Here is a 21,806-nt window from a genome sequence, read left to right as displayed (position 1 = left end):
TGTACCGGATGTTCCGGGAAGGCGGATAGTGTAAGGAAGTCATAAAGTGAATGGCATTCATCTTTTCATCGTGTCGGCCCCGCGTGAAGCGCGCATGACCGCGGCAGGGAGCAGGGGAACGCAATGGCCATGATGATCCTCAATGGCAAGGCGGCCCAGCTGCCGGCGGTACGCGAGGCGGTGCTCGCCTGTCGCGACGCGGGACTGGCCCTGGAGGTCTGGGTCACCTGGGAGGCCGGCGACGCCGCCCGCCTGGCCGAGTGGGCCGGCCAGGAGGGGATCGACCGGGTGATCGCCGCGGGCGGCGACGGTACCGTCAACGAGGTCACCTGCGGGCTGATGCGCCTGCCACGGCAGCGGCGACCGGTCCTGGGCATCCTGCCGCTGGGCAGCGCCAATGACCTGGCGAGCGCCCTGGGGCTGCCGCTGGAGGCCGAGGCGGCGCTGCGGGTGGCCCTGCAGGAGGCGGCGTGGCCCATCGACGTGCCGCACCTGGACGGCCGCCACTTCCTCAACATGGCCACCGGTGGCTTCGGCGCCGAGGTCACCTCCTCGACCCCCAAGAGCCTCAAGCGCCTGCTGGGGGGTGGCGCCTACTCGCTGATCGGTGCGCTCAAGGCCTGGCAGTACCAACCCTACCCGGGGCGGCTGCGCTGGGCCGGTGGCGAGCGTCAGGCCTCGCTGTTCGTGCTGGCCCTGGGAAACGGCACCCGTTCCGGCGGTGGCCAGCGGTTGACCCCCGAGGCGAGGATCGATGATGGCCTGCTTGACGTGCTGGTGCTGCGCGACTTCCGATCGCTGCGCGACATGTGGCGCATGCGCCGGGAACTGCAGGCGCGACCCGCCGAGGGCGCCTTCGTCGAGACCTTCCGCACTCCCTGGTTGAGCTTCGAGGGCGAGCAGCCGCTGCCGCTGACGCTGGATGGCGAGCCTTGCCAGCGACAGGGCTTCCGGGTCGAGGTCGATGCCGCCGCCCTCGACCTGGTGGTGCCGGCGGACTGCCCGCTGCTGGCCTCAGGGAGTGCTGGCCAGTCGCGGGCCGTCGCGGCATCATGAAGCCTTCGTCCATCGACATCCGGAGGTCGTGCCATGCTGACTCCCTTCCATCTCGCCGTGCCGGTGCGTGACCTGGCCGAGGCCCGCCGCTTCTATGGCGAACTGCTGGGCTGCGACGAGGGGCGCTCGAGCGATACCTGGGTCGACTTCGATCTGTTCGGCCACCAGTTCGTCTGCCACCTCGACCCGGCCCTCGGCGAGGCGCCCCGGGAGGATCACCGCAATCCCGTCGATGGTCATGGGGTACCGGTTCCTCACTTCGGCGTGGTGCTGGAGATGCCCGCCTGGGAGGCGTTGGTCGACCGCCTGACCGCGGCGGGCGTGCGCTTCGAGATCGAGCCTTATATCCGCTTTCGCGGCGAGCCCGGCGAGCAGGCCACGATGTTCTTCCGCGACCCCAGCGGCAACGCCCTCGAGTTCAAGGCCTTCCGGGATATCCAGGGGCAGCTGTTCGCCCGGTGAACTCGCCTTGCGGTGGCGGTGTCGCTTTGGTGGAATAACCCTCCACTCAAGGGAGAGAAGGATGACCATGAAACCCTGGATGCCGGTTGTCCTGGCATTGGCAGTCGGCCTCGCCGCTTGTGGCGATGGCGATGACGAGAGTACCCCCGCCGAGGCGTCGAGTGAGAGCCCGGCTGCCCCCGCACAGTCCACCGAGGCCGACCCGGCCGATGGCGAGGCGGCGAGCGCCACGGCGACCGAGTCCGAGGGCGAGACGGCGGACGAGGCGGCGATGGAGACGGACGCGGAGGCATCGGCCGACGAGGCCGCCCTGGAGGATGCGCCGGCTACCGACACCCTGAGCGAGGAGACCGCGCTGCCCGGCGAGTCCACCAGCGCCGAGGTCGACGAGATCATTCGCGAGACCGAGCGGCGCTTCGAGGAAGCCAGCAAGAAGATCGATGAGCAGTTCGAGCAGGCCGAGCGCGAGTCGCCCGAGCCGGCATCGGGGGCCGAGGCGACGACGGAGCTGGAGACGACCCTCGACGAGGACGCCTCCTCGCCGGCCAGCGAGCCCGATCTCCAGGGCAGCTCGGATCCCGAGGTCGAGGCGATCCTCGAGGAGACCGAGCGGCGCTTCGAGGAGGCCAGCAAGAAGATCGACGAGCAGTTCGAGCAGGCCGAGCAGGAAGTGCCCGGCGAGATTCGCGAGTCCACCGACGTCGAGGACGCCGCGACGCAGGACGATGACGAAGAGGCCGCGACCGGGGAGTCGGCGCCCTGAGCGGCCATTCATGAAAAAGGCCCGCCGATGGCGGGCCTTTGCTGGTGCCGATGCTGGAGATCGGCGCCGCGGGTCAACGCGGTGTCACGAGTTCAGTCGGTGACCCGGATGTTGGAGGCCTGAAGGCCCTTCTTGCCCTGGGTGACCTCGAAGGTGACCTTCTGACCGTCCTGCAGGGACTTGAAACCTTCAGCCTGAATCTCGGAGAAGTGAGCGAACAGGTCATCACCGCCGTCGTCCGGAGAGATGAAGCCATAGCCCTTGGTGTCGTTGAACCACTTGACAGTGCCAGTTGCCATTGTCGATTTCCTTAACTAACTAAATGATGGTGCTGGGCCGGCCCGGTCGGGGACCGCACCGCGAGCCCGTAGTGCGTGGGCAAGACAAGGAAGAAGTGCGCACCGGGTGTATCGAAGGAATCGATGTACAACTGACGACTTTTCTGCTTGCTGACCAACGCAGCGGATAGTGCATCAGCGCCAGGGTTGCGTCAACCGAGTGCCGCAGGGAGACTGGTGCTTCCGCCCGCAAGGTCACTGTAGATCGAAAGCCCCCGGTCGTCCAGCGACCGGGGCAGACCGGAACGGCATTAGACGAGACTCGAGATGACCCACACCCGCATCGCTTCCCAGGACACCCACAGCAAGCTGATCGGCTACCTGCTGTGGCTGTTCGGCTTCCTCGGCGCCCACCGGTTCTATTACGGCAAGCCGGTCACCGGCACCCTCTGGTTCTTCACCCTGGGGCTGCTCGGCATCGGCTGGTTGATCGACCTGTTCCTGATCCCCGCCATGGACCGTCAGGCGGACCTGCGCTTCCAGGCCGGGCCGACCAACTACACCCTGGCCTGGCTGCTGCTGACCTTCCTCGGCGTCTTCGGTCTCCATCGCTTCTACCTCGGCAAGTGGTTCACCGGCCTCGTCTACCTGTGCACCCTGGGGCTGTTCGGCCTGGGGGTGCTCTATGACTTCTGGACCCTCAACGACCAGATCTCCATGCGCCATGCCAAGCGTGGCCTCTTCAACGGCTGAGGGCTCCGGCGATGCTCCTCGACGCCCAGTTCTGGCCGTTTCTGGTGGCCATCACCCTGCTCAGTATCACGCCGGGCGTGGATACCCTGCTGGTGATCCGCAATACCGCCCGGGGCGGGCTGGGGGACGGCGTGCTGACCAGCCTGGGGATCTGCAGCGGCCTGTTCGTGCATGCCGCCGTCTCGGCGCTGGGCATCTCGCTGATCCTGCTGCAGTCGGCCTGGGCCTTCGGGATGCTCAAGCTCGCCGGGGCCGGCTACCTGATCTGGCTGGGCGTGGGCGCCCTGCGGGCGGCGCGGCGCGGCCAGGGCCTGCCGGTGGCGGGGGTCGTCGGCGAGGACGCGCGGGTGCCGGCCTGGCGCCCCCTGCGCGAGGGGCTGCTGTCCAACGTGCTGAACCCCAAGACGGTGGTCTTCTACATGGCCTTCCTGCCGCAGTTCATCGCCTCGGGGGACCCGGCGCTGGCCAAGTCGCTGTGGCTGGCCGGGGTCCACTTCGTGGTCGCCAACCTGTGGCAGGTCGCCGTGGCGGTGCTGGTAGGGCGGGCCGGGCGCTGGCTGGCGAGTGCGGCCTTCTCCCGCTGGCTCAATGCGGTGACCGGCGGGGTGCTGGTGGCCTTCGGGGTCAAGCTGGCGATGACGCGCGCCCCCGGCTGAGGACCCCGCCTGGCCCATGCCCCGACGGCCCCGGCATCTGCCGGGGCCGTCGCGTTGGGGGCGCCGCCTAGTTGCGGGCCAGCAAGGAGCCGTCGTAGCGCATGCTCTGCTCCGCCGGCGTCAGCAGGGAGATCCCCCGGGTCGCGCCGCCCTGGGCCAGGCTGGCGAAGATCACCCGGTAGGTCAGCACCGCCTGCACATAGTGGCGCGTCTCGCGGAAGGGAATGCTCTCGACGAACAGGTCGAAGGCCTCGGGGGCCTGCTTGAGCCAGCGGTCGACCCGGTGCGGGCCGGCGTTGTAGGCCGCGGTGGCGGCCAGGCGATTGCCCCGGTAGCGATCGAGCATCTCGCCGATATAGGTGCTGCCGAGGCGGATGTTCACGGCGGGCTCCAGCACGCCATAGGGGCCCGGGTCGTCGAGGCCCAGCCGCCGGCTGACCTCGGCGGCGGTGGCCGGCATCAGCTGCATCAGGCCCCGGGCGCCGGCCGGGGAGAGCGCCTCGGGATTGTAGGCGCTCTCGCGGCGGGCGATGCCCATCAGCAGGTAGGGATCGACACCGGTGACCTCGCCCCAGCGCAGGAAATGCTCGCGGTAGGCCTCGGGGAAGCGCCACTCCAGGGCGTCCCACAGCTTCGCGGCGATGGTGGTCTGCACCAGGCGCGCATGCCAGCCTTGCCGCTGGGCATAGTCGGCCATGGCCCGGGCCTCCTGCGGCGAGGCATTCGCCGCGGCGTTGTACCATTCGCTGGCGGCCAGTCCCGGCTCGCCGATCCGCAGCAGCGCCTCGGTGCGACGCACCGCGGGGCTCTCGGCGATGGCCTGGCGCTGTGTCGCTGCGATGCTGGTCGATGCCATCTTCAGCGCATACGGCTGGCCAAGCCGGTCGGCAGCGGCGAAGCCGTAGAAGTCGCGCTCGCCGGCGGCCCGCCGATAGGCCGCCTGGGCGGTGGCGTCATCGCCGCGCTGCTCGTGGGCGCGGGCCAGCCAGTATTGCCAGCGAGCCTCGCCGCGCTCCGCCTCGGGGAGCCGCGCGATCCAGTCGATCACGCCCGCCCAGTCGCGGTCGGCCAGCGCCACCCGGGTGCGCAGCTCATACAGGTCGCTGTCGGCCAGCCGCGGCAGGACGCCGTCGACCCAGCCGCGGTTCTGGTCGATATCGCGGACCAGGGAATAGAACGCCAGGTCACGCTCGATGGCCTCGCGGCGGGCGTTGTCGATCGTCAGGCTCGGCGCCACCTTGCGCCAGGCCTCCAGGGCCGCCTCGGTGTCCGCGCGGGTGAAGCCATGCATGGCGGCGGCGAACAGCGCCCCGCTGCCCCGGCAGTCGGGGCCGATGCAGGTGGGCACCCGGGTGATCGCCGCGTAGTCCTGCTGCAGGCGTTGCATGGCCGCCTGGCCAGTGTTCCAGTCGTCGCCGAGCATGCGGCCCAGGTAGCGGGCCAGCCCGGTTTCCCCGTCCTGCCAGGCCAGCATCTGGCGCTCCCAGATCGCCCCCGAGCCGATCTCGCCCCGGGCCCGCAGGGTGGCGAAGAGGGGGTCGCAGGCATCCGGCTGGGAGCGGCCGACCGCCCACAGCCGACGGCCGCCCTCGGCGGCCGTCTGGGGCGCCTCGTCCAGCAGGGCGGTATAGTAATGGCACTGGCGTGCGGTCCCCGAGGGCTCGCCGTCGGCCACGGCGAGCAGGCGCCGGTAGCGGCCGGCCTCGCCATAGGCCGAGATGGCCCGGGCGCGCATCCAGCCGGCCAGCGGCGAGTCGCCATGGCGCTCGAGGAAGGCCTGCACCTCGCCGGGCTCGGCGGCGGGCAGGCGCGCCTTGAGCCGGTGATAGTCGACGTAGCCGGCCAGCACATGGTCATCGATGGCGGCCGGGTCGATGGCCTGCCAGCGGTGCTGGCGCGCCGCCTGCAGCGCATCGCGCATGGCGCGGTCGCCGGGCTCGGCGTGGACGACCGCGGGCAGGCAGAGCAGGGCGGCGGTCAGCAGGGACTTCCAGGGAGCAAGGGGGAACCTTGGCATCGTGTCGCCTCGTTGGTTGGGCTGGCGTGGTGCGGTGGAGAGGGTCACCATGGTCGCCCATGGCGAAGGCCTTGAGTAGTGTCGTCGCTGGCCGACGCCCAGCGACTCTCTTATCGTTTAGCGGCAATCGCCGTTGCCGGCAAGGAGGACGAGATGGCTGGATTCAATGGTCTGGCGCTGCTCCAGCGCCTCAAGCACCGCTCCCGGGCGCTGGGGCAGATGCGCCGTGCCCTGCGCCTGTTCGGCCCGATGCTCGCCGACGTGCTCCGCGGCCGCTACCGGCCGGTGCCCTGGTCGGCGCTGCTGTGGATGCTCGCGGCGCTGGCCTACCTGCTCTCGCCGCTGGACCTGATCCCCGATGTCCTGCTGCTGCTGGGCCTGATGGATGACGTGGTGGTGGTCGGCTGGCTGCTGACCCGCGTCGATCGGAGCCTGGCCGACTATCGCGCCTGGAAGGAGGGCGGCGACGACACGGCCTTGCCCTGAGGCATTGTCAGGGTGAGGCGATCCGGCTAGATTGAGTCGAACGTTTGACTTTGTGTCGAGCCCGGCCGACGAGGTAGCCCATGCCCCCCGGATTCTCCCCCGCTGCCGACGACTGGCGACGCGCCCTGGCGCGCTTCGTGACGGTGATCCCGCATACGCGTGAACTCGGCCTGGAGGTCCTGGCCGCCGGCCCCGCGGGGGTGCGGCTCCGGCTGCCCTGGCACGACGACCTGCTCGGGGACCCCCACCGCGGCCTGGTGCACGGTGGCGTGCTGACCATGCTGCTGGATACCGCCTGTGGCGCGGCGGTCCTGCCGGCCCTGCCGGCGCCCGAGGTATGCCCGACCCTCGACCTGCGCGTCGACCACTACCGCCCCGCGCTCGCCGGCCAGGGGCTGTATGCCGAGGCCCGTGCGGTCTCGGTCAGCGCCTCGGTGGTGTTCACCGAGGGTCGGGTCTGGCAGGATGCCGCCCGGCCGGTGGCCCGGGGCATCGCCAACTTCGTGCGGCTGGGGCCGCGCAACACGCCGCCGGGCTTCGCCGAGGCCCTGTTCGCGCGGGAGGACGATCATGCATGAGGGTTTCACCGACCTCGAGTGGCTGACCCGGACCCGGGCGCGCGGCGACGTCGAGGCCTGGCTGGCCAGGCTGCCCTATGCGCGGCATATCGGCGTCGCCGCCGAGCCCGCCGCGGATGGCGAGGGGGTGGTGTTTCGCCTCGAGCCTCGCCAGGGCAATGTCGGCAACGTGCTGTTGCCGGCCCTGCACGGCGGGGTGGTGGCCGCCTTCATGGAGACCGCGGCGACCCTGGACCTGATGCTGGCCGCCCGGGCGCCCCGCCTGCCGCGCATCGTCGACCTGTCCATCGACTACCTGCGCACCGCCCGGGTGGTGCCGACCCTGGCGCGCTGCGAGCTGCTGCGCGAGGGGCGGCGCCTGGCCAATGTCCGGGTGTGGGCCTGGCAGGACGACGAGGCCGCGCCGCTGGCCACCGCGCGGCTGCACTTCGTGCTCGGCGACCCGGCGGCAGGCGATGCTTGAAAAACCCGCGGCGGTCCCCATATCGACGGAAGCCACTAACCGGTGGCATCGCCACCGCCGAACCGTCGACAAGGGGTCCGAGACATATGACCACTGCCACCCATGAAGAGACCCTCGGCTTCCAGACCGAGGTCAAGCAACTGCTCCACCTGATGATCCATTCCCTGTACTCCAACAGGGAGATCTTCCTGCGCGAGCTGATCTCCAACGCCGCCGACGCCTGCGACAAGCTGCGCTACGCGGCGCTGGACAACGACGCCATCTACGAGGGTGACAGCGAGCTGCGCATCGAGATCGAGCACGATGCCGAGGCCGGCACCGTCACCGTGCGCGACAACGGCATCGGCATGAGCCGCGACGAGGTGATCGAGAACCTCGGCACCATCGCCCGCAGCGGCACCGCCGAATTCCTCAAGCAGCTCTCCGGCGAGCAGCAGAAGGACGCCCGGCTGATTGGCCAGTTCGGCGTCGGCTTCTATTCCGGCTTCATCGTCGCCGACGGTATCAGCGTGCGTACCCGCAAGGCGGGCAGCGACCCGTCGGCCGGCGTCGAGTGGCACTCCAGGGGCGAGGGCGAGTTCACCGTGGCCGACCTCGAGCGCGAGGCCCACGGTACCGAGATCGTCCTGCACCTCAAGGAGGATGCCCAGGAGTTCGCCGACGACTTCCGCCTGCAGAGCCTGGTGCGCAAGTACTCCGACCACATCGAGGTGCCGGTGCGCATGCCGAAGGTCGAGAAGGCGCGCGACGAGGACGGCAACGAGATCGAGGGCAGCGAGACCGTCAGCTGGGAGACCGTCAACGAGGCCACGGCGCTGTGGGTGCGCCCCAAGAGCGAGCTCACCGACGACGAGTACAAGGCCTTCTACAAGCACGTGGCCCACGACTTCTCGGACCCGCTGACCTGGAGCCACAACAAGGTCGAGGGCAAGCTCGAGTACACCAGCCTGCTCTACGTGCCGGGCCGGGCCCCCTTCGACCTCTACGAGCGCGATGGCGCCCGGGGGGTCAAGCTGTACGTGCAGCGGGTCTTCATCATGGACGACGCCGAGCAGTTCCTGCCGCTCTACCTGCGCTTCATCAAGGGCGTGCTGGATACCCGTGACCTGTCGCTGAACGTCTCCCGCGAGCTGCTGCAGCAGGACCCGCAGGTCGAGAAGATCAAGTCGGCGCTGACCAAGCGCTCCCTGGACATGCTCAAGAAGCTGGCCAAGGACGGCGAGGCCTACCAGACCTTCTGGAACACCTTCGGCAGCGTGCTCAAGGAAGGCCCGGCCGAGGACCACGCCAACCGCGAGAAGATCGCCGGCCTGCTGCGCTTCTCCAGCACCCACACCGACAGCGCCACCCAGGACCAGTCGCTGGCCGACTACATCTCGCGCATGAAGGATGGCCAGGAGAAGATCTACTACATCGTCGCCGACGGCTTCAACGCCACCAAGTCGAGCCCGCATCTGGAGATCTTCCGCAAGAAGGGCATCGAGGTGCTGCTGCTCCACGATCGCATCGACGAGTGGTTGATGAGCCACCTCACCGAGTTCGAGGGCAAGTCCTTCGTCGACGTGGCCAAGGGCGATCTCGACCTCGGCGAGATCGAGGACGAGGACGAGAAGAAGGCCCAGGAGGAGACCGCCAAGGCCAAGCAGGACCTGGTCAAGCGCGTCAAGGAGGCGTTGGGCGACGAGGTCCAGGAGGTCAAGGTGACCCACCGGCTGACCGACTCCCCGGCCTGCGTGGTGCTGCCCGAGCACGAGATGGGCTACCAGATGCGCCGCATCATGGAGGCCGCCGGTCAGCCGCTGCCGGAGGTCAAGCCGATCCTCGAACTCAACCCCGAGCATGCCCTGGTGGCGCGCCTGGAGGGTGTCGAGGGCGACGGCTTCGGCGACCTGGCGCGCATCCTGCTCGACCAGGCGATCATCGCCGAGGGCGGTCACCTCGACGACCCGGCCGCCTATGTGCGCCGCCTCAACGCCCTGTTGAGCGCCTGACGCCCCGCCCGGGACGCCACTCAGCGATGGCGTCCCCCGCCTGTCGCCGGCCGCCCCGAGGGGCGGCCGGCGTGCCTTCGGAGCGCCTTCCCGTCGCGATGACGCCGGCCCTCGTCGCACGAGACCCGCTGTTCCGGCGCCCTTGCCTGACACGGCTGGCATGCCTGCTTGACGTTTACGTAATAATGAGCGTTTGGTTTCAAGACGATACCCACGACGCCCCGGACGCTACCGCCACCGTCATACGGCTTGAGAATCCTTAGCGTCTCAGGTATCACTGTCCGGCCTGGTTTATGCAAATTCTAAATACTAGAGCGGGAGATCCATCGTGAAGATCGGTGCACCCAAGGAGCGTGCATCCGGGGAGGCGCGTGTCGCGCTGACCCCGGAGAGCGCGCAGCAGATCCAGAAGCTGGGACACGAATGCCTGGTCGAAGCCGGCGCCGGTGAGGCCGCGGGCTTCGACGATGCGGCCTACCGGGACGCCGGCGTTACCGTCATCGACGGTGCCGAGGCGCTCTGGGAGGCGGCCGATGTCGTCATCAAGGTCCGCGAGCCGTCCGAGGAGGAGGCCGGCTACCTGCGCCGCGGCCAGACCCTGATTTCCTTCTTCTGGCCGGCCCAGAACGAGGCGCTGCTGGAGCAGTGCCGCGACAAGGGCGCCAGCGTCATCGCCATGGACATGGTGCCGCGGATCTCGCGGGCCCAGAAGATGGATGCCCTGTCCTCCACCGCCAACATCGCCGGCTACCGGGCGGTCATCGAGGCCGGCAACCAGTTCGGGCGCTTCTTCACCGGCCAGGTGACCGCCGCCGGCAAGGTGCCGCCGGCCAAGGTGCTGATCGTCGGCGCCGGGGTGGCCGGCCTCGCCGCCATCGGCACCGCGACCAGCCTGGGGGCCGTGGTGCGGGCCTTCGACGTGCGCCCCGAGGTGGCCGAGCAGATCGAGTCCATGGGCGCCGAGTTCCTGTTCCTCGACTTCGAGGACAGCCAGGACGGCTCCGGTAGCGGCGGCTATGCGGCGCCGTCGAGCCCCGAGTTCCGCGAGAAGCAGCTGGCGCTGTTCCGCGAGCAGGCCCCGGACATCGACATCGTCATCACCACGGCGCTGATCCCCGGTCGGCCGGCGCCCAAGCTGTGGCTCGAGGACATGGTCAAGGCCATGAAGCCGGGCTCGGTGATCGTCGACCTGGCGGCCGAGAAGGGCGGCAACTGCGACCTGACGGTGCCCGACCAGCGCATCGTCACCGACAACGGCGTGATCGTGGTCGGCTATACCGACTTCCCGTCGCGCATGGCGACCCAGGCCTCGCTGCTGTATGCCACCAACATCCGCCACATGCTGACCGACCTGACGCCGGAGAAGGACGGCAGCCTCGACCACGACATGGATGACGATGTCATCCGCGGCTCCACGGTGACCCACGAGGGCGAGATCACCTTCCCGCCGCCGCCGCCCAAGGTGCAGGCCATCGCCGCGGCCAAGCCCAAGCCGAAGGAGAAGGAGCCGACGCCCGAGGAGAAGAAGGCCGCCGAGCACAGCGCCTTCGTCGCCCAGACCAAGCGCCAGGCCACGCTGCTCGGCGTGGGCGGCGCCCTGATGCTGCTGCTCGGTCAGGTGGCCCCGGCCTCCTTCATGCAGCACTTCATCGTCTTCGCCCTGGCCTGCTTCGTGGGCTTCCAGGTGATCTGGGGCGTGAGCCACTCCCTGCACACCCCGCTGATGGCGGTGACCAACGCCATCTCCGGGATCATCGTGCTCGGGGCGGTACTGCAGATCGGCTCCGGCAGCGCCCTGGTGGGGCTGCTGGCGGGGATCTCGGTGCTGATCGCCACCATCAACATCGTGGGGGGCTTCCAGGTCACGCGCCGGATGCTCGCCATGTTCCAGAAATCCTGAGCGGCGGAGATCACTAAATGTTGGGACAAGGATTCGTATCTGCCGCCTCGATCGCGGCGAGTGTGCTGTTCATCCTCTCGCTGGGGGGGCTGAGCAACCAGGAGAAGGCCAAGCGGGCCGTCTGGTACGGCATCATCGGCATGGCCGTGGCGGTGTTCTTCACGGCCCTCGGGCCGGGCATCGGCGGCTACTGGTGGATGCTGCCGATGATGGTCATCGGCGCGATCATCGGCGCCTATGTGGCCAAGAAGGTCGAGATGACCGAGATGCCGCAGCTGGTGGCGGCGCTGCACAGCTTCGTCGGCCTGGCGGCGGTGTTCGTCGGCTTCAACGCCGACCTCGAGCGGCGCCGGGTGCTGGCCAGCCAGCTCGCCGAGCAGGGCAGCGAGGGCTTCTCCGCCTTCGCCGCCCTGGTGGCGCACAAGACGCCGGCCGAGCTGACCTTCCTGCAGATCGAGGTGGTGCTCGGCGTGTTCATCGGCGCGGTGACCTTCACCGGCTCGGTGATCGCCTTCGGCAAGCTGGCCGGCAAGGTGGACGGCAAGCCCCGTCAGCTGCCCGGCGGCCACCTGCTCAATGCCGCCGCCGCGGGCCTGTCCGTGGTGCTGGCGATGCTCTACTTCAACGGCGCCGGCTTCTGGACCCTGCTGCTGCTGGCGGCCCTGGCGTTCTTCATCGGCTATCACCTGATCATGGGCATCGGCGGCGCCGACATGCCGGTGGTGGTGTCGATGCTCAACAGCTACTCCGGCTGGGCGGCGGCGGCCATCGGCTTCACCCTGTCCAATGACCTGTTGATCGTCACCGGCGCCCTGGTGGGCTCCTCCGGTGCCATCCTCTCCTACATCATGTGCAAGGCGATGAACCGCAACTTCGTCAACGTGATCCTGGGGGGCTTCGGTGGCAGCCAGGGCCCGGCCGCGGAGATCGAGGGCGAGCAGGTGGCCATCGACACCAATGGGGTGGCCAGCGCGCTCAACGACGCCGACAGCGTGATCATCGTGCCGGGCTACGGCATGGCGGTGGCCCAGGCCCAGAACGCGGTCAGCGAGCTGACCCGCAAGCTGCGCAGCGCCGGCAAGAACGTGCGCTTCGGCATCCACCCGGTGGCCGGCCGCCTGCCGGGGCACATGAACGTGCTGCTGGCCGAGGCCAGGGTGCCCTACGACATCGTGCTGGAGATGGACGAGATCAACGACGACTTCGCCGAGACCGACGTGGTGATCGTCATCGGCTCCAACGATATCGTCAACCCGGCCGCCCAGGAGGATCCCAACAGCCCGATCGCCGGCATGCCGGTGCTGAAGGTCTGGGAAGCCAAGCAGGTGTTCGTCAGCAAGCGTGGCCAGGGCACCGGCTATTCGGGTATCGAGAACCCGCTGTTCTTCAAGGAGAACACCCGGATGCTCTACGGCGACGCCCGCACGAGCATCGACACCCTGGTGCCGATGATCGACTGAGCGTCTCCGGGCCGGCCCCGCCGGCCCGGACCCCGCCATTCCCAACGCCCCGATTCGGGGCGTTTTTCGTTACAATGATCGGCAACACACAGCAGCTAGGATCGAGCATGCCTGACGATCGCTTGAGGGTGGCGGTACTGGGCGGCGGCAGCTTCGGCACCGCGCTTGCCAGCATCGCCGCCGACAACGGCGCCGTGGTTCACCAGTGGCTGCGCGACGACGAGCTCGCCACCGAGATCAATCGCGACCACCGCAACTCCCGTTACCTGCCCGACTATGCCATCAACCCCGCGGTGGCCGCGTCCAGCGAGATGCACGCGGTGCTCGCGGGCGCCGACCTGGTGCTGGTGGCGATTCCGTCCAAGGCCTTTCGCGAGGTGGTCCGCCAGGCGCGGCCCTGGCTGCGTCCGGAGCAGATCCTGGTCAGCACCACCAAGGGCATCCAGGAGGAGGGCTTCAAGCTGATGAGCCGGATCCTCGAGGAGGAGACCGGCTTCGCGCATATCGGCGTGCTGTCCGGTCCCAACCTGGCCTCGGAGGTCGCCGACAAGCAGCTCACCGCCACCGTGATCGCCAGCGACGACCCCCTGACCCGGGCCCGGGTCCAGACGGCACTGGGCTGCGACTACTTCCGGGTCTATGCCAGCAACGATCGCTACGGCGTCGAGCTCGGCGGCGCCCTGAAGAACATCTACGCCATCGCCGCCGGCATGGCCGCGGCGCTGGGCATGGGCGAGAACACTCGCAGCATGCTGATGACCCGGGCGCTCGCCGAGATGAGCCGCTTCGCCGTGGACCAGGGCGCCAACCCCATGACCTTCCTGGGGCTGGCCGGGGTCGGTGACCTGATCGTCACCTGCTCCTCGAAGCTGTCGCGCAACTACCGCGTCGGCTACGCGCTGGGCGAGGGCCGCACCCTGGACGAGGCCGTCGAGGCGCTGGGCCAGGTGGCCGAGGGCGTCAACACCGTGCGCCTGGTGCGCGATCAGGCCCGACGCGACGGCGTCTACATGCCGCTGGCCGAGGGCCTCTATCAGGTGCTCTTCGAGGGGGTGCCGGCGCGCCAGATGGCCCGCTTGCTGATGCAGGGCGAGCAGAGCAGCGACGTCGAGTTCACCCTGTCCCGAGAGGCCGTGACCCAGGCCCGTCGCCTCGAGGGCCAGGACGATGGCTGAGCCGCTGCTGATCATGCGCCACGGGCAGGCCGGGGCCGGCAGCCCCGACCCGGAGCGCCGGCTCACCGAGCGAGGCGAGCGCGAGGCGGCCCGCATGGGGACCTGGCTGGCGGCCCGCCGCGACCTCGACCTCACCCGGCTACGCCTGCTGTCGAGTCCCTATCGACGGGCCCGCCAGACCGCCGATCGGGTGGCCGAGGCCCTGGGCCTCGCGGTGGAGACGCTGCCGCTGATCACCCCGGACGACCCGCCCCAGGCGGTGGTCGACTGGCTGCTCGAGCAGGCGGAAGACCGGCCGCTGATGCTGGTCAGCCACATGCCGCTGGTGGGCGCGCTCACCGGGCTGCTGGTGGAGGGACGCGCCGACCGCGGCCTGGGGTTCCCCACCGCCGCCATCGTCGAACTCGCGGCCGAGGTGCCCGCCGCCGGCTGTGCCCGGCTGGCCCGTTTCACGTCACCCGCCGATATCGCCTGAGCGAGCAGCCGGGATGAGCGATATCGTCGATCAGCGCATCGATGTGAGCCCGGGCGTCGAGGCGGCATCCGAGGCCCGCTTCCGGGGCCGGGCCGGGGAGAGCGACAGGCAGCCCGGTCTCAAGGCCAGGCGGGTGCTGCGCCCCCAGGGCAACCGGGTGCCCTAGCTGGTGTAGACCGAGTGGGAGACCGAGTGAAAGAGCCCGGACGCCTTCCGCGCCTGGCTGGGCAGCGACGACGTCAAGCGTGCCCATGCCGACCCGCTGCCGGCACAGGCCCCGAGCAGTTCGAGGTGGTCGAGGGGACCGTGGCCGGGGGGGCGCGCTAGCCTCCCTTGGCTGGCAACACCGCATCACTGCACATCGACGGCGCCCCGCGGGGCGCCGTCGGCGTTTCGGGCATGGCCTAGATCAGCCCGGCGACGCGCAGGGCGATGACCCCCAGCGTCACGGTGAGGCTGGCCATCAGCGTGGTCAGGGCGATGATGTTGGCGGTGAGGGTCTCGTCGTTGCCCATGGCCTTGGCCATCACGAAGGCCGCCGCCGCCGTGGGACTGGCGAAGAACAGGAACATTACCCCCAGCGCCGGGCCGGTGAAGCCCGCCGCTACCGCCAGCAGGGTCGCCACCGCCGGCACGACCACCATCTTGGCCAGGCTGGCGCTCAGGGTGGTGCGATAGCCCGTCTTGAGGGCGCGGGTGGAGAGGGTGGCGCCGATGCAGATCAGCGCCAGGGGCAGGGTGAGCGAGGCGAAGTAGTCGCCGGTGGTGGTCAGCCAGTCGGGCAGCGGCACCTCGAACACGGCGAAGGGGCTGGCCGCAACCACGGCCAGGATCAACGGGTTGGTCAGGATGTGACGGGAGAAGCCGGCCCAGTCGATGCCCTTCGGCGCCCCTTCCTCGCGGGGCTGGTAGGTCGCCAGCACGATCACCGAGAGCACGTTGTAGCTCAGGATCACCACGCCCAGCAGCAGGCCGCCCAGCGACAGTCCCGCGTCGCCGTACATGCCGGCGGCCAGGGCCAGGCCGACGACGCCACAGTTGCCGCGAAAGGCGCCCTGGACATAGACCCCCCGCAGCGGGCGTCGCACGCGCAGGATGGCCCAGCCCCAGGCCGCGGCGAAGCTCGCCAGGGTGGCCAGGGCGAAGAAGCCCAGCATCCAGGGATCGAAGGTCGTCTCCAGGTCGGTATCGCTCAGGCCGAAGAACAGCAGCGCCGGCAGGGTGCCGCGAAACACCAGCCTCGATGCGGTATTGACGAAGGCCTGGTCGATCCAGCGCAGACGCTTCAGGCCGATGCCGATGAACACCATGGCGAACACCGGCAGGGTGATGTTCAGCGTCGAGAGAAAGATGTCGATCAATGACATGCGTGCGTCCTGTGAGGCCAGCCGGACATCACCATGACGCCGGCGGCACCGAGTCGATCTCGGCGTGTGCCGCGGCCAGGCTTGCCTCGGGGTGGTGCAACTTTAGTCGCAATCTACCATAGCGGCTATTGTCAGTCCGATGATGGGCGGCTAGGTTGTCATATGTATGATGTATGACACGAGCGGCCGGGGCTCCTCGCGCCGCCCTGGATGAACAAGAGGACGATCAGGTGAGCTTTACACGCGAAGATGTCAAGAAGGCGATCAGTGACGGGCTGCTGTCCTTCCCGGTCACCGATTTCGACGCTCAGGGGCGCTTCGACGCCGAGAGCTATCGCCAGCGGCTGGAGTGGTTCATCAGCCACGAGATCTCGGCGGTGTTCGTCGCCGGGGGCACCGGGGAGTTCTTCAACCTGTCCCGGGACGAGTTCCGCGAGATCGTGCGACTGGCGGTGAAGACCGTCGACGGCAAGCTGCCGGTGATCGCCAGCGCGGGCCTGAGCGTGGCCACCGGCAGCGCCTTCGCGCGAATCGCCGAGGAGGAGGGGGCCGATGGCATCCTGCTGATGCCGCCCTATCTGACCGAGTGTCCCCAGGACGGCCTGGTGGAGTATGCGCGGCAGATCTGTGAGGCCACGTCGATCAGCGTGATCTACTACAATCGCGGCAACGGCATCATGCAGCCGGCGGCGGTGCAGCGCCTGGCCGATGCCTGCCCCAACCTGATCGGTCTCAAGGACGGCAAGGGCGACATGCAGGCCCTGAACCGGATCATCAAGACCGTCGGTGACCGCCTGGCCTATGTGGGCGGCGTACCCACCGCCGAGATCATGGCCGAGGCCTATCTGGCGATGGGGGTGAACACCTACTCCAGCGCGGTGTTCAATTTCGTGCCGGACATGGCGGTGACCTTCTACAAGGCGCTGCGGGTCGGCGATACCGACACCGTGCGTCGCATCTCTCGCGAATTCTTCCTGCCCTTCGTCGACCTGCGCGACCACAAGGCCGGCTATGCGGTCAGCCTGATCAAGGCCGGTGCCGAGATCATTGGGCGTCCCGCCGGCAGCGTTCGCGCGCCGCTCGAGATGCCCAGTGCCGATGAGCGGGCTCGACTGGAAGCCCTGGTCGAGACCGCCAAAGGCTTGTAAGCCTGTCCTTCACCCATCCTCAACAACGACAGCAAAGAGGTGAACCCATGAGCATGCCCAACGTACCCAAGACCCTTGGTGTCTCCGTGCTGATGGCCGGCATGGCCTTCGGCAGCGCCGCCGCCATGGCCGCCGACGGCCCCCTGCGGGGTAACGTCCGCGTGGTGATCGGCTCGACCTCGACCGGAGGCGACACCTACCAGAACTCCAGCATCGTCGTCGATGCCCTGGCCGAGAAGCTCGACCTCAACATGAAGGTGGATGCCGTCGGTGCCAGCTCGGCCTTCCGTTTTCTGGATCGCGACCCGCGCGGCAATACCCTGATGATCTTCCACGATCAGTCCTACCTCGGCTACCTGTACGGGGTCGAGGGGTATGACAACATCTTCGAGAAGTACACCATCGGCCCGACCGTCGCCATCAACCCCGGCAACGCCTACCTGGTGCCCAAGGATTCCCCCTACGAGAACCTCGACCAGGTCATCGCGGCGGTGGGAGACGGTGAAGAGGTTCGCGTGGCGATCCAGCCGGGCGGGGTCTCCGAGATCGGCTTCAGTGCCCTGAAGAATGCCATCGCCATCGAGCACCCGGGAATGGAAGACAACCTGGTGGCGGTCAACACCGGCTCCCAGGCGGACAAGAACCAGCAGCTCTTCGATGACCAGGCGGACCTGATCAATGGCACCGTGCAGGCCAACGAGCAGTATACCCGCCTACCGGCGGACGATCAGAAGGCCATGCGCTTCGTGTGGCTGACCGCACGCCAGGGCACCATCGAGCAGGCGCCGGAAGACGGCCTGGGCCAGACCTCTCGCGAGCAGCTGCTGGAGTACGTGGAGCCCAACGTGACCGTCACCATGGGCGACGAGAACTTCACCTTCGATAAGGAGTTCTTCTTCCTCTACAACAAGGACATGGATCCGGCGATCGTGGACCAGATCGATGAGGCGCTGGGCGAGATCTATGCCGAGGGCGAGATCCAGGAAGTCCAGAAGAACTCCTTCTTCATCCCCAATTTCAAGCCGTCCGACGAGGCAGCGGAGTACCTGGAGAACAAGATGTCCGTCTACGAGGGCGTCATCGAGAATATCCAGTAAGAGATGGTCGCCGGCAGGAGCTTCCCGCCGGCTTACCCGCTGCTGTTCCACTCCTATAACGTCGAAGGGCTCGCTTGAACGAAAGCCTTCATCGGAGCCGCTATGGAATCCGGACTGACATCCCTGTTCAGTGTCTCGATTGACTTCGAGACCTCTCACTTGTTCTTTCCTCGCATCATTCATTGGCTGATGGGGGGGCTCTTCGCATTGATTCTGGTGCTCAGGGTGTTGCCCTTCTTCGCCGCCGTCAGGCGGGGGGAAAGGACGCTGCCGATCCTCGGCGAGTCCATGGACAAGTACCGCTTCTTCGGCTCCCTGGCGTTGATCGCCGCCTATTTCTACCTGATGGCGGTGGTCGGCAACCTCTTTCCCTATACGGGCTACGGCTTCCTGTCTGTCTCGATCGTCTTCGTCTTCCTGATGTCGCTGATGTACATGCACACCAGGACCAGGCGCAAGGTCGTGACGGCCGCCATCAACGCCGTCGTGGCGCCGAGCCTGGCGTGGTTCATCCTCGCCAAGCTGTTCCAAATCACCCTGCCGTAGCGGAGTCGTTCCCGATGCTGGATATACTGTCGTTACTCGATATCACCTTCTTCCTGCTGGCGGCCCTGGGGGCCCTGGTCGGCATCATCTTCGGGGCCATCCCCGGGATGACCGCGACCATGGCCGTGGCGGTGTGTCTGCCGCTTACCTACGCCCTGGGACTCCACCATGGCCTGGCACTGTTGCTGGGGCTCTATGTGGGGGGGATCTCCGGTGGCATGGTGCCGGCCGTGTTGCTCAACATTCCCGGCACCCCCTCCTCGATCACCACCACCTTCGATGGCTATCCCATGGCCCAGCGGGGCGAGGGCGAACGCGCGCTGCGGGTCTGCGTGGTGGCCTCCGTGGTCGGCGGGCTGGTCAGTGCGGCGATTCTCTTTCTCTTTGCGCCGCTGCTGGCCGAGTTCTCGATCAAGTTCTCCTATGTGGAGAAGTTCCTGATCATCCTGCTGGCCCTGACCGTCATCGCCTCCATGTCTCGCAACATGCTGGTGGGCATCTTCAGCGGTGTGCTGGGGATCTGGCTGAGCCTGATCGGCACCTACAGCATCTCGGATGGCGGCAACGGCAAGACGCGGCTGATGTTCGATTTCCTCGAGCCTTACCTGTTCGAGGGCTTCTCCCTGCTGCCGGTGCTGATCGGTATCTTCGGTATCGCCACCATCCTGCTGGAAGCCGAGCAGGGCGTGAAGAGCGGCCTGTCCGGCAAGGAGATCAAGATCGGCAAGGGCGGCGGTTTCTCCTTCGGCATCTTCAGGGGGCGGCTGACCAACCTGGTGCGTTCCTCCTTCATCGGCACCTTCGTCGGCATGCTGCCCGGGGTCGGGGGGAGTGCCGCCTCGGTGCTGGCCTACACCCAGGAGAAGAACCTGTCTCGGGATTCCAGCGAGATGGGCAAGGGGGCGCCCCAGGGGCTGATCGCCTCCGAGTCCGCCAACAATGCGTTGACCGGTGGCGCGTTGATCCCGCTGCTGTCGCTCGGCATCCCGGGGGACTCCACCACCGCGGTGCTGATCGGGGCCTTCACGTTGCAGGGCATCCAGGTCGGTCCGCTGTTCATCCCGGAGAATGCCGACACCTGGTACGTGATGATGACCGCGCTGGTGTTTGCCAATGGCGTGATGTTCTTCCTGATGTTCTATGCCATCAAGCACATCGCCAAGGTGGTGCTGGTGCCCAAGTACATCCTCTACCCGATCATCGTGATGATGTGCGTGGTCGGTGCCTATGCCATCAACTACGGCATCATGTTCGATGTCTGGACCCTGCTGATCTTCGGCGTGCTGGGCTATCTGATCCAGAAGGTCGGTCTGGAAGTCGCCCCGCTGATCATCGGCTTTATCCTCGGCGGCCAGGCGGAGGTCTACTTCGTCAAGAGCCTGGAGTCCTTCGGCGGCTATTCGATCTTCTTCACCAAGAGCCCCATCGCGGTGGTGCTCTGGGCGCTGATCGCCGCCTCGGTGACCTTCTCCGTGGTGATGGGCCTGAAGAGCCACGCCAAGCGTCGCCTGGAGACCTCCCAGTGAACCCCGTCACCCAGCACAACCGTGAGGCCCGATCATGACGCAGTCGAATCAGCCGCCCCGGGTGATCCGCATTCACCCCAGGGACAACGTCGCCGTCGTCGTCGAGGGTGGTGGCATGGCCGCCGGTGAGTGGCTCGACGACGGCATCGAGCTCCAGGCAAGCATTCCCCAGGGGCACAAGGTCGCGCTGGTGGCGCTGGCGGAAGGCGATGAGGTGATCCGCTATGGCGAGGTCATCGGCACGGCCGCCACGCCTATCCCCCGGGGCGGCCATGTCAACGAGACCAATCTGCACATGCCGACCCCGCCGGCCCTGGAGGACCTGCCGCTGGCCACGCGTCCGGCGCCGTCGGCAGCGCCGCTGGAAGGCTACACCTTCGAGGGCTTCCGCAATGCCGACGGCAGCGTCGGCACCAAGAACGTGCTCGGCATCACCACCAGCGTGCAGTGCGTGGCGGGCACCGTCGATCACGTGGTCCAGCGCATCAAGCGCGAGCTGCTGCCGCGCTTCCCCAATGTCGACGACGTGGTGGGGCTCAATCACAGCTATGGCTGTGGCGTGGCGATCAATGCCCCGGCGGCGGTGGTGCCGATTCGCACCCTCAGGAACCTGGCCCTGAACCCCAACTTCGGCAACCAGGTGATGGTCATCGGACTCGGCTGCGAGAAGCTGCAGCCCTCGACCCTGGTCGAGGACCGTCCGGTGAGGGTCTTCGAGAACACCGAGGCCGCCGATCCCGAGGCCAACGTGCTGAGCCTGCAGGACGAATCCTTCACGGGCTTCGGCGAGATGATCGCGGGCATCATGGCCATGGCCGAGCGCCATCTCGAGCGTCTCGACCGTCGTCGCCGCGAGACCTGCCCGGTGTCCGACCTGGTGGTGGGCATGCAGTGCGGCGGCAGCGATGCCTTCTCCGGCTTGACCGCCAACCCGGCGGTGGGCTTCGCCACCGACCTGATCGTGCGTGCCGGGGGCAGCGTGATGTTCTCCGAGGTCACCGAGGTGCGCGACGCCATCCACCTGCTGACGCCGCGCGCGGTGGATCGCTCGGTCGGCCAGGCGCTGATCGACCAGATGGCCTGGTACGACGACTACCTGTCCCAGGGCCAGGTGGATCGCAGCGCGAACACCTCGCCCGGCAACAAGCAGGGCGGGCTCTCCAACATCGTCGAGAAGGCGCTGGGCTCGGTGATCAAGTCCGGCAACTCGCCGATCGTCGACGTCATCGGCCCGGGCGAGCGGCTGCGCAAGCGCGGCCTGACCTTCGCCGCCACCCCGGCCAGCGACTTCATCTGCGGCACCCTGCAGGCCGCCGCGGGCATGAACCTGCAGGTCTTCACCACCGGGCGCGGCACGCCCTACAACCTGCCGATGACCCCGGTGATCAAGGTCTCGAGCAACTCCACCCTGGGGCGGCGCTGGCACGACCTGATCGACCTCGATGCCGGGCGCATCGCCACCGGCGAGGCGAGTATCGAGGCGATGGGCTGGGAGCTGTTCCGGCTGATCCTCGACGTGGCCAGCGGGCGCCGCAAGGTCGCCGCCGACCGGCTGGGCCTTGCCAACGACCTGGTGCTGTTCAATCCCGCGCCGGTGACCTGACCCCCT

Annotated in this window: 22 protein-coding genes; 19 read left to right on the top strand and 3 right to left on the bottom strand. The window is 67.9% G+C overall.

From position 1 onward, the window contains the following. Nucleotides 1–123 precede the first annotated feature (123 nt). From yegS to QWY76_RS18830, 3 genes are all read left to right on the top strand, one after another. Nucleotides 124–1,056, top strand: a complete 933-nt coding sequence (yegS, locus tag QWY76_RS18840) for a lipid kinase YegS (protein WP_290313060.1) — start codon at nucleotides 124–126, stop codon at nucleotides 1,054–1,056. A 33-nt stretch (nucleotides 1,057–1,089) separates the two neighbouring features. Continuing rightward, nucleotides 1,090–1,518, top strand: coding sequence for a VOC family protein (locus QWY76_RS18835; RefSeq protein WP_290313059.1), 429 nt, complete (start codon nucleotides 1,090–1,092; stop codon nucleotides 1,516–1,518). A gap of 61 nt (nucleotides 1,519–1,579) precedes the next feature. Continuing rightward, nucleotides 1,580–2,281, top strand: coding sequence for a hypothetical protein (locus QWY76_RS18830; RefSeq protein WP_290313058.1), 702 nt, complete (start codon nucleotides 1,580–1,582; stop codon nucleotides 2,279–2,281). Between the two features lie 92 nt (nucleotides 2,282–2,373). Here the strand turns inward: QWY76_RS18830 and QWY76_RS18825 are convergent, their stop codons facing one another. Beyond that, entirely contained in the window at nucleotides 2,374–2,580 is a 207-nt protein-coding gene (locus QWY76_RS18825) for a cold-shock protein (protein WP_126483679.1), read from the bottom strand. Nucleotides 2,581–2,886: 306 nt separating this feature from the next. On the opposite strand from QWY76_RS18825, the gene QWY76_RS18820 reads away from it, so the two are divergent. Continuing rightward, nucleotides 2,887–3,312, top strand: coding sequence for an NINE protein (locus QWY76_RS18820; RefSeq protein WP_290313057.1), 426 nt, complete (start codon nucleotides 2,887–2,889; stop codon nucleotides 3,310–3,312). A gap of 11 nt (nucleotides 3,313–3,323) precedes the next feature. Next, nucleotides 3,324–3,968 (top strand): LysE family translocator, encoded by a 645-nt coding sequence (locus tag QWY76_RS18815; protein ID WP_290313056.1) that lies wholly within the window; start codon nucleotides 3,324–3,326, stop codon nucleotides 3,966–3,968. A 67-nt stretch (nucleotides 3,969–4,035) separates the two neighbouring features. Here QWY76_RS18815 and QWY76_RS18810 read toward each other — a convergent pair whose 3' ends face one another. Beyond that, nucleotides 4,036–5,985, bottom strand: coding sequence for a transglycosylase SLT domain-containing protein (locus QWY76_RS18810; protein ID WP_290313055.1), 1,950 nt, complete (start codon nucleotides 5,983–5,985; stop codon nucleotides 4,036–4,038). Between the two features lie 153 nt (nucleotides 5,986–6,138). Here QWY76_RS18810 and QWY76_RS18805 point away from each other — a divergent pair, with 153 nt between their 5' ends. From QWY76_RS18805 to QWY76_RS18765, 9 genes are all read left to right on the top strand, one after another. Continuing rightward, on the top strand, nucleotides 6,139–6,471 hold the full coding sequence (locus QWY76_RS18805) for a YkvA family protein (protein WP_290313054.1): 333 nt from the start codon (nucleotides 6,139–6,141) through the stop codon (nucleotides 6,469–6,471). A gap of 80 nt (nucleotides 6,472–6,551) precedes the next feature. After that, nucleotides 6,552–7,049 (top strand): PaaI family thioesterase, encoded by a 498-nt coding sequence (locus QWY76_RS18800; protein ID WP_290313053.1) that lies wholly within the window; start codon nucleotides 6,552–6,554, stop codon nucleotides 7,047–7,049. After that, on the top strand, nucleotides 7,042–7,512 hold the full coding sequence (locus QWY76_RS18795; RefSeq protein ID WP_290313052.1) for a PaaI family thioesterase: 471 nt from the start codon (nucleotides 7,042–7,044) through the stop codon (nucleotides 7,510–7,512). Before QWY76_RS18800 ends, QWY76_RS18795 begins: the two co-directional genes overlap by 8 nt. 86 nt (nucleotides 7,513–7,598) lie before the next feature. Next, the gene (gene htpG, locus QWY76_RS18790; protein WP_290313051.1) at nucleotides 7,599–9,503 is read left to right on the top strand and encodes a molecular chaperone HtpG; all 1,905 of its coding nucleotides are present in this window, start codon (nucleotides 7,599–7,601) and stop codon (nucleotides 9,501–9,503) included. Between the two features lie 328 nt (nucleotides 9,504–9,831). Beyond that, complete coding sequence (locus tag QWY76_RS18785) at nucleotides 9,832–11,403, top strand: Re/Si-specific NAD(P)(+) transhydrogenase subunit alpha (protein WP_290313050.1); 1,572 nt, start codon at nucleotides 9,832–9,834, stop codon at nucleotides 11,401–11,403. Between the two features lie 17 nt (nucleotides 11,404–11,420). Continuing rightward, a complete protein-coding gene (locus QWY76_RS18780) occupies nucleotides 11,421–12,863 on the top strand; it encodes an NAD(P)(+) transhydrogenase (Re/Si-specific) subunit beta (RefSeq protein WP_290313049.1) in 1,443 nt (480 codons plus the stop codon). Between the two features lie 107 nt (nucleotides 12,864–12,970). Further along, nucleotides 12,971–14,038 carry an NAD(P)H-dependent glycerol-3-phosphate dehydrogenase gene (locus QWY76_RS18775; protein ID WP_290313048.1) on the top strand — a complete coding sequence of 356 codons (1,068 nt, stop codon included), beginning with the start codon at nucleotides 12,971–12,973 and terminating at the stop codon, nucleotides 14,036–14,038. Further along, a complete protein-coding gene (gene sixA, locus QWY76_RS18770) occupies nucleotides 14,031–14,513 on the top strand; it encodes a phosphohistidine phosphatase SixA (RefSeq protein ID WP_290313047.1) in 483 nt (160 codons plus the stop codon). Before QWY76_RS18775 ends, sixA begins: the two co-directional genes overlap by 8 nt. Nucleotides 14,514–14,526: 13 nt before the next feature. After that, nucleotides 14,527–14,679 carry a hypothetical protein gene (locus QWY76_RS18765; RefSeq protein ID WP_290313046.1) on the top strand — a complete coding sequence of 51 codons (153 nt, stop codon included), beginning with the start codon at nucleotides 14,527–14,529 and terminating at the stop codon, nucleotides 14,677–14,679. Between the two features lie 238 nt (nucleotides 14,680–14,917). Here the strand turns inward: QWY76_RS18765 and QWY76_RS18760 are convergent, their stop codons facing one another. Then, a complete protein-coding gene (locus QWY76_RS18760) occupies nucleotides 14,918–15,880 on the bottom strand; it encodes an AEC family transporter (RefSeq protein ID WP_290313045.1) in 963 nt (320 codons plus the stop codon). A gap of 230 nt (nucleotides 15,881–16,110) precedes the next feature. Between QWY76_RS18760 and kdgD the strand changes: the two genes are divergently transcribed. From kdgD to garD, 5 genes are all read left to right on the top strand, one after another. Next, nucleotides 16,111–17,028 (top strand): 5-dehydro-4-deoxyglucarate dehydratase, encoded by a 918-nt coding sequence (kdgD, locus tag QWY76_RS18755; RefSeq protein WP_290313044.1) that lies wholly within the window; start codon nucleotides 16,111–16,113, stop codon nucleotides 17,026–17,028. 47 nt (nucleotides 17,029–17,075) lie between these two features. After that, nucleotides 17,076–18,125 (top strand): type 2 periplasmic-binding domain-containing protein, encoded by a 1,050-nt coding sequence (locus QWY76_RS18750; RefSeq protein WP_290313043.1) that lies wholly within the window; start codon nucleotides 17,076–17,078, stop codon nucleotides 18,123–18,125. A 159-nt stretch (nucleotides 18,126–18,284) separates the two neighbouring features. Continuing rightward, nucleotides 18,285–18,671, top strand: coding sequence for a tripartite tricarboxylate transporter TctB family protein (locus QWY76_RS18745; RefSeq protein ID WP_290313041.1), 387 nt, complete (start codon nucleotides 18,285–18,287; stop codon nucleotides 18,669–18,671). A gap of 14 nt (nucleotides 18,672–18,685) precedes the next feature. Further along, entirely contained in the window at nucleotides 18,686–20,197 is a 1,512-nt protein-coding gene (locus QWY76_RS18740) for a tripartite tricarboxylate transporter permease (protein ID WP_290313040.1), read from the top strand. Between the two features lie 34 nt (nucleotides 20,198–20,231). Then, nucleotides 20,232–21,800 carry a galactarate dehydratase gene (garD, locus tag QWY76_RS18735; RefSeq protein WP_290313039.1) on the top strand — a complete coding sequence of 523 codons (1,569 nt, stop codon included), beginning with the start codon at nucleotides 20,232–20,234 and terminating at the stop codon, nucleotides 21,798–21,800. Nucleotides 21,801–21,806 lie beyond the last annotated feature (6 nt).

This window comes from Halomonas maura (assembly GCF_030409305.1).
GTDB lineage: Bacteria > Pseudomonadota > Gammaproteobacteria > Pseudomonadales > Halomonadaceae > Halomonas > Halomonas maura.
The sequence above is the reverse complement of the archived record's forward strand: the minus strand, read 5'-3'. Positions and strand labels throughout refer to the sequence as shown.

Excerpts from the sequence above, each read along its gene's own strand:
- yegS (WP_290313060.1), top strand. The coding sequence starts at position 124 with ATGGCCATGATGATCCTCAATGGCAAGGCGGCCCAGCTGCCGGCGGTA.
- QWY76_RS18835 (WP_290313059.1), top strand. The coding sequence starts at position 1,090 with ATGCTGACTCCCTTCCATCTCGCCGTGCCGGTGCGTGACCTGGCCGAG.
- QWY76_RS18830 (WP_290313058.1), top strand. The coding sequence starts at position 1,580 with ATGACCATGAAACCCTGGATGCCGGTTGTCCTGGCATTGGCAGTCGGC.
- QWY76_RS18825 (WP_126483679.1), bottom strand. The coding sequence starts at position 2,580 with ATGGCAACTGGCACTGTCAAGTGGTTCAACGACACCAAGGGCTATGGC.
- QWY76_RS18820 (WP_290313057.1), top strand. The coding sequence starts at position 2,887 with ATGACCCACACCCGCATCGCTTCCCAGGACACCCACAGCAAGCTGATC.
- QWY76_RS18815 (WP_290313056.1), top strand. The coding sequence starts at position 3,324 with ATGCTCCTCGACGCCCAGTTCTGGCCGTTTCTGGTGGCCATCACCCTG.
- QWY76_RS18810 (WP_290313055.1), bottom strand. The coding sequence starts at position 5,985 with ATGCCAAGGTTCCCCCTTGCTCCCTGGAAGTCCCTGCTGACCGCCGCC.
- QWY76_RS18805 (WP_290313054.1), top strand. The coding sequence starts at position 6,139 with ATGGCTGGATTCAATGGTCTGGCGCTGCTCCAGCGCCTCAAGCACCGC.
- QWY76_RS18800 (WP_290313053.1), top strand. The coding sequence starts at position 6,552 with ATGCCCCCCGGATTCTCCCCCGCTGCCGACGACTGGCGACGCGCCCTG.
- QWY76_RS18795 (WP_290313052.1), top strand. The coding sequence starts at position 7,042 with ATGCATGAGGGTTTCACCGACCTCGAGTGGCTGACCCGGACCCGGGCG.
- htpG (WP_290313051.1), top strand. The coding sequence starts at position 7,599 with ATGACCACTGCCACCCATGAAGAGACCCTCGGCTTCCAGACCGAGGTC.
- QWY76_RS18780 (WP_290313049.1), top strand. The coding sequence starts at position 11,421 with ATGTTGGGACAAGGATTCGTATCTGCCGCCTCGATCGCGGCGAGTGTG.
- QWY76_RS18775 (WP_290313048.1), top strand. The coding sequence starts at position 12,971 with ATGCCTGACGATCGCTTGAGGGTGGCGGTACTGGGCGGCGGCAGCTTC.
- sixA (WP_290313047.1), top strand. The coding sequence starts at position 14,031 with ATGGCTGAGCCGCTGCTGATCATGCGCCACGGGCAGGCCGGGGCCGGC.
- QWY76_RS18765 (WP_290313046.1), top strand. The coding sequence starts at position 14,527 with ATGAGCGATATCGTCGATCAGCGCATCGATGTGAGCCCGGGCGTCGAG.
- QWY76_RS18760 (WP_290313045.1), bottom strand. The coding sequence starts at position 15,880 with ATGTCATTGATCGACATCTTTCTCTCGACGCTGAACATCACCCTGCCG.
- QWY76_RS18750 (WP_290313043.1), top strand. The coding sequence starts at position 17,076 with ATGAGCATGCCCAACGTACCCAAGACCCTTGGTGTCTCCGTGCTGATG.
- QWY76_RS18740 (WP_290313040.1), top strand. The coding sequence starts at position 18,686 with ATGCTGGATATACTGTCGTTACTCGATATCACCTTCTTCCTGCTGGCG.
- garD (WP_290313039.1), top strand. The coding sequence starts at position 20,232 with ATGACGCAGTCGAATCAGCCGCCCCGGGTGATCCGCATTCACCCCAGG.